This window comes from Amycolatopsis samaneae (genome assembly GCF_039541975.1).
GTDB lineage: Bacteria > Actinomycetota > Actinomycetes > Mycobacteriales > Pseudonocardiaceae > Amycolatopsis > Amycolatopsis samaneae.
Map to the genome: position 1 here is coordinate 755,812 of NZ_BAABHG010000003.1, position 6,000 is coordinate 761,811.

Sequence of the window (6,000 nt, forward strand, 5' to 3'; positions counted from 1 at the left end):
TCAAAGGACGGTCATGGCGACCCGGATCCTGCGCGCGTTCCTCACCACTCTCGGCGTCGCGGCGCTCGCGACCACGACGATCACCCCGGCAGACGCGGCCGCGCCGGTCGCGGATCCGGTGTCCCTGGTGGACCCGATGATCGGCACCACCAACGCGGGCAACGTCTATCCCGGCGCCACGAAGCCGTTCGGGATGATCGCGTGGAGCCCGACCACGACCAGGGGCGACCAGGCGGGCAGCGGCGCGGCGGGCGGTTACCAGTACGACGTCACGCGGCTGCGCGGGTTCAGTCTGACCCATCTGAACGGCACCGGCTGTACGCCCGGCGCCTCCGGCGACGTGCCGATCATGCCGTTCCCCGGCGAAATCCGGACCTCCCCCTCGGCCGACAGCAGGGACGAGATCTTCGCCAGCGACTTCTCCCACGCCGACGAGACCGCCGAGCCGGGGCACTACCGCGTCGGTCTCGCCAACGGCACTAGCGCCGACCTCACCGTCACCGACCGCGCCGGGCTCGGCCGGTTCACCTTCCCGGTGGGGAAACCCGCGAACCTGCTCTTCCGCACGTCGAACTCCCTGCCTGGCAGCAAGAACGCCGAGATCGCGATCGACGCCGCGCACGGCAGGGTCACCGGGTCGGTCGACTCCGGCGGGTTCTGCGGGCGCACCGAGGGCGGCGCCGAGAACCAGCGTTCCTATTACACGCTCCACTTCAGCGTCCAGTTCGACCGGCCGATCGTCGGCGAGGGCACCTGGGCCGACGGCACGCTGCGGCCCGGCACGAGCCGGGCGAGCGGCGGGGAGGGATTCGCCGACGTGGCCCGGCCGGGCCACGGTTCCGGCGGCTACGTCACCTTCGACCCGGCGAAGGGACCGGTCACCGCCCGCATCGGCATCTCCTATGTCAGCGCGGCGAACGCGCGGCGCAACGCCGACGCCGAGATCCCGGCGGGCACGTCCTTCGGCACCGTCCGCGACGCCGCCCGGCGCGCGTGGCGGGGCGAGCTGTCCCGGATCGCCGTCGGCGGCGGGACGCACGCGCAGCTCACGACGTTCTACACCGCGCTCTACCACGCCCTTCAGCAGCCGAGCCTGTTCGACGACGTCACCGGCGAATACCTCGGCAGCGACGGCAGGACCCATCGGCTGGCGAAGGGGCAACGGGCGCAGTACGGCACGTTCTCCGGCTGGGACGTCTATCGCGCGCAGGTCCAGCTGCTCGCGTTCCTCGACCCGCGCCGCGCGAGCGACTACGCCCAGTCGCTGGACAACTTCGCCGGGCAGAACGGCGGCGAATGGGACCGCTGGCTGCACAACAACGGCCCGACGCACGTGATGAGCGGCGATCCCTCGGCGCCCGCGCTCGCCGGGATGCACGCCTTCGGCGCCAAGGACTTCGACGTGCGCGGCGCCTTCGACTCGCTCGTGCGGGCAGCCACCGTCCCCACCGCGAACGACACGCGCGACGCGGGCTGTCCCGTGCAGTGCGCCGGCCAGCGACCGGGACTCGGCGAATATCTGCGTCTGCACTACGCGCCCGACGACGCCTGCCATTGCTGGGGTTCGGCCGCCGAAACGCTCGAAGACTCCGTCGCCGACTACGCGCTGTCCGACTGGGCCGCCCGCCTCGGCCGCGCCCCAGAACAAGCGGGTTTCCTGCACCGCTCGGCGTACTGGCGGAACCTGATCAACCCGAAGGCGACCGCGGCGGGTCCGTATCTCCAGCCCCGCCGCGCGGACGGCGGCTGGGTGACCCCGTTCGACCCCGCCTCGGACGCCGGGTTCGTCGAGGGCTCCAGCGCGCAGTACACCTGGATGGCCTCCCACGACGTCCGCGGCCTGGTCGCCGGGCTCGGCGGGGAGCGGGCCACGCTGACCCGGCTCGACGCGTTCTTCCACGACAGCGCCGGAAACTGGGCCCTCACCGGCACGGACGGCCTGCACTACAACCCCGGCAACGAACCGGACATCAACGCGCCGTGGCTGTATGACTACCTCGGCCGCCCGTGGCAGACGCAGGAGACGGTCCGCCGGATCGTGAACACCGTCTACGGACCGGGGACCGGCGGCCTGCCCGGCAACGACGATCTCGGCACCATGTCGGCCTGGTACGTCTTCGCCGCGCTCGGGATGTTCCCGCAGATCCCGAGCCGGGCGGACCTCGTGCTGGCGAGCCCGCTGTTCCCCAGGGCGGTCGTGCACCGGGGCAACGGCGCCACGATCACCGTCGAGGCACCGCGCGCGTCGGCGGACACCTTCTACGTCCAGGGCGTGCGGGTCAACGGTTCGCCGACGACGCGGCCGTGGGTGTCGGAGGCGTTCGTGGCCGACGGCGGCACGATCGCCTACGACCTCGGCGCCCGGCCGAACACCGGCTGGGGGAGCGCGCCCGCCGACGCGCCGCCGCAGGCACCCCTGCCCTGAGTGTCGGTGTGGTGAGGCACACTACGGGGAATGAGCCCCCGCAGCCGTGGCCGTAAGCCCAAGAAGCAGAAGAAGACCAAGGCGCAGCGTTTCCCGCTCACCGTCGTGCCCCCGGTCGGGGAATGCGACTGTCCTCAGTGCACCGGCGAGGGCATCGACCCCGAGGCCCTGATCAAGGGCCTGGCCGCGGTCGGCGAGGACCTCCTTGCGGAGGAGGACCCGCTCCACGCGGAGGTGACGGGCGCGCTCGTCCTGGCCAACAGCCGGCTCGGCGGTGACGCCGTGGAGCTGTTCGCCGACAGCCTTTTTCCGGCGATCGAGGCCGAGGCGTCTCCCGGGGCGCTGGCACTTCTGCTGGCGGTCGGCGCGGTCGGCGACGGCAGCCTGGGCGAAGCCGCCTCGGCGGCCGCCGCCCGGCTCGTCGGCGCTGGAGTGCCGGAGCCGCGGTGGGCGGCCGAACTCGCCGAGCCCGTGACCGTGTCCGCGTGCAAGCGGCTCGGCGACACCCTCGGTCTCGTCACGGTGTTCGTCTGCGTGTTCCATCGCGCCGGCCGTCCACACGGTTTCGTGATCACCGTGGACAGCGGGGACTGCGGTGCCGCCGGCGAGATCATGCTCGCCGAGGAACACGACGTGCCCGTTGTGGTGGACAGCCTGCGCGCGGACTGCACCGGGGCCGGGCTCGAATTCGTCGAGGAGGATCTCGACCCCGCCGACTTCCGCTGGCGGGTCGAGAACGCGCTGGACGCGCGGGAGGTCCACGACGGAGACCCGCTGGCCGAGCTGCTGATGGGCGACGAACCGGACGAGGACGCGGAGCTGCCGGCCTACTCCGCGAACGCCATGGTGGTGCGGGGCCGGCTGCGCGGCCTTCCGGAATCGCCCAAGCCCAAGACGCCGCATCCCGCCGACTGCGGCGACAGCGTGTCGTATCCGACGTCGGCCCCGGTACGCGATCTCGGGCCGGTGGGAACGGAAAAGCTGCCGCCGAAGCGGAAGAAGCCGGACGGGCCGGCGCCGGTCTACCAGCTCAAGGTGAGTCTCAAGGGCGCGAAGCCGCCGATCTGGCGACGGCTCGAAGTTCCCGCGGACACCACCCTCGCCTGGCTGCACGAGATCATCCAGGTCGCCTTCGAGTGGGAGCACAGTCACCTGCACGTGTTCCAGACGCCCTACGGCGACTTCGGGATCCCCGATCCGGAGCTGGACTTCCGCGACGAGGACGCGGTGACCCTCGAACAGGTGACGCCGGAAGCGAAGAGCAAGATCCGCTACCTCTACGACTTCGGCGACCACTGGGAGCACGAGATCCTCGTCGAGAAGGTGCTGGCCGCCGATGCCGCGAAGGTTTACCCGCGCTGCACCGGCGGCCGCCGCGCCGCCCCGCCGGAGGACTGCGGCGGCATCGGCGGCTACGAGGACCTCGTCGCGACCCTTGCCGACCCGGACGATCCGGAGCACGAGGCACTGCTGGACTGGATGGGGTTCCTCGATGCCGGCGAGTTCGAACCCGAACACTTCAGCGCGGACGAGGTGACCGAGGAACTCGCCGAGCTCGGGCAGGTCACACGGTCTTGATCACGCCGCCGTCGACGAGGTAGTCGGCGCCGGTGATGTTCGCCGCGTGCGGCGAGGCCAGGAACGCCACCAGCGCGGCGGTCTCCTCGGGCTCGGCGAGCCGTCCGGTGGTGATCCCCATCCGCTCCGGCAGCCGCTCGAGGAAGGTGCCGAGGTCGAGCCCGGCCTCACGCGCGAGGTCGCCCGCCATGCTCGACGGGTCCGACCAGTTCCCGGTCCGCGTCGGGCCGGGGCTCACCGTGACGGCGCGGACGCCGTGGCGGCCCAGCTCCTCGGCGAGCGCCTTGCTGACGTTGGTCAGCGCGGCCTTGGCGGCGCCGTACTCGATCGGCGGATGCGTGAACCGGGCGCCGATCGAGGACATCGTGATGATCACGCCCCGGCGTTCGACGACGCTCGGCAGCACGGCGCGGGTCACCCGGACCGCGCTGAACAGGTTCAGCTCGAACGCCTCCTGCCACGCGTCGTCGTCGATGTCGGCGAAGCGCTCGTCGTGCCCGCTCCCCTGGCGGACCCCGCCGAGGTTGTTGACCAGGATGTCGACGCCGCCCAGCACGTCGAGAGCCTGTTCGCCGAGTGCCTTCGCACCCGCGCGGGTCGACAGGTCCGCGGTCACGGCGACGACGCCGGGCGCCAGCGCGGCCAGTTCGGGGGTGACGGTGCGCGCGGCGGCGACCACGCGCACGCCTTCGGCGGTGAGGGTACGGGCGATGGCGAGCCCGATGCCCTTGCTGCCGCCGGTGACCACCGCCGTCTTGCCGGTCAGGTGCAGGTCCATGTTCTCTCCCAATTTCTTGAACTAGAGTTACAAAATCTCGGCGCGAAAAAGGTCCCTTGTCATGCGGTGTGACTCAGAGCGCGCGCAGCGCGGTTTCGGCGAGGTGCCGGAGTCGCCGGGGGCCGGGATCGGCCTTCCCCAGCACCCGGATCCCGTTGATGGTCGCGAGCAGGAAGGCGGCGGCGTCCGCGGCGTCGAGGTCGCGGCCGAGTTCACCGGAACCCTTGCCCGCCTCGATGACGCCGCGGAACGCGGCCTCCTGCCGGTCGAAGATCCGGCGGACCAGCTTGTCCACACCGGGATCGCGCCCGGCGAACTCCACCGCCGCGTTCGTCACCATGCAGCCACGCCGTTGTTTGTCGTTGAGTGCCGCTTCGACCACGAGGTTCAGCGCCGCGTGTAGCCGTTCTCGGGCGCTGCCGGGTGCGTCGAGGGTTTCGAACAGCTGGGAGTTCTCGGTGTCGAGGTAGTGCTCAAGCGCGCGCAGATACAGCTTGTACTTGCTCTCGAACGCGTTGTACAGGCTTCCCCGGCCGATGCCGAGCGCGTCGACCAGTTGCTGCGGAGTGGTCCCCGCGTAGCCGTTCGTCCAGAACTGGTCCATCGCCCGCTCGACGGCGACGTCCGGATCGAAGTTCTTGGTACGGCCCACGTCGCGACCCTAGGCTTTTTTGTAACTTGAAGTCAAATATCAGGCCGATCTTCGCTCACCGCTGTCGCCCGGCGCGTCCCGGTGGCCCGAACCGACCTTCGGGAGCAGACTGGCCCCCAGCCAAAAGCGCGGCTGTCCCGGACGTAGGGTGGGGAGCCCGGAGCGCGCCGCGAGATCACCGGGACCGGTCCGTCTAGGGGAGGTTTTCGCTGGTGTCGAACGATTCTTTCGTCCACCTGCATGTCCACACCGAGTATTCGATGCTCGATGGTGCGGCGAAGATCGCTCCGTTGTTCGCGGAGGCGGCGCGGTTGGACATGCCGGCGGTGGGGATGACCGACCACGGCAACATGTACGGCGGCGACGAGTTCTATCAGCAGGCCAAGAAGCATGGGATCACGCCGATCATCGGGATCGAGGCCTACATCGCGCCGGAGTCGCGGTTTCACAAGAAGCCGGTGTTCTGGGGGCAGGCGAACCAGCGTGGGTCGGACGAGTTCGGTGAGGGCGGTGACGTCTCGGGTGGTGGTGCGTATACGCACATGACGATGCTGGCGCGGAACGCCA

5 protein-coding genes are annotated in these 6,000 nt (G+C 70.6%); 3 read left to right on the plus strand and 2 right to left on the minus strand.

Annotation, left to right across the window (positions count from 1 at the left end; translation table 11 throughout):
• The first annotated feature begins 13 nt into the window (after window positions 1–13).
• Both ABD987_RS10690 and ABD987_RS10695 read left to right on the plus strand, forming a co-directional pair.
• Window positions 14–2,425: a GH92 family glycosyl hydrolase gene (locus tag ABD987_RS10690; RefSeq protein WP_345389831.1), complete on the plus strand. Its 2,412-nt coding sequence runs from the start codon at window positions 14–16 to the stop codon at window positions 2,423–2,425.
• A 30-nt stretch (window positions 2,426–2,455) separates the two neighbouring features.
• On the plus strand, window positions 2,456–4,003 hold the full coding sequence (locus tag ABD987_RS10695) for a plasmid pRiA4b ORF-3 family protein (protein ID WP_345389834.1): 1,548 nt from the start codon (window positions 2,456–2,458) through the stop codon (window positions 4,001–4,003).
• Here the strand turns inward: ABD987_RS10695 and ABD987_RS10700 are convergent.
• Window positions 3,990–4,781, minus strand: coding sequence for an oxidoreductase (locus tag ABD987_RS10700; RefSeq protein ID WP_345389837.1), 792 nt, complete (start codon window positions 4,779–4,781; stop codon window positions 3,990–3,992). The genes ABD987_RS10695 and ABD987_RS10700 overlap by 14 nt on opposite strands.
• A 73-nt stretch (window positions 4,782–4,854) precedes the next feature.
• Window positions 4,855–5,433, minus strand: a complete 579-nt coding sequence (locus ABD987_RS10705) for a TetR/AcrR family transcriptional regulator (RefSeq protein ID WP_345389840.1) — start codon at window positions 5,431–5,433, stop codon at window positions 4,855–4,857.
• Window positions 5,434–5,645: 212 nt separating this feature from the next.
• Between ABD987_RS10705 and ABD987_RS10710 the strand changes: the two genes are divergently transcribed.
• Window positions 5,646–6,000: PHP domain-containing protein (locus tag ABD987_RS10710; protein WP_345389843.1), on the plus strand; the 355-nt coding region annotated here is incomplete at its 3' end.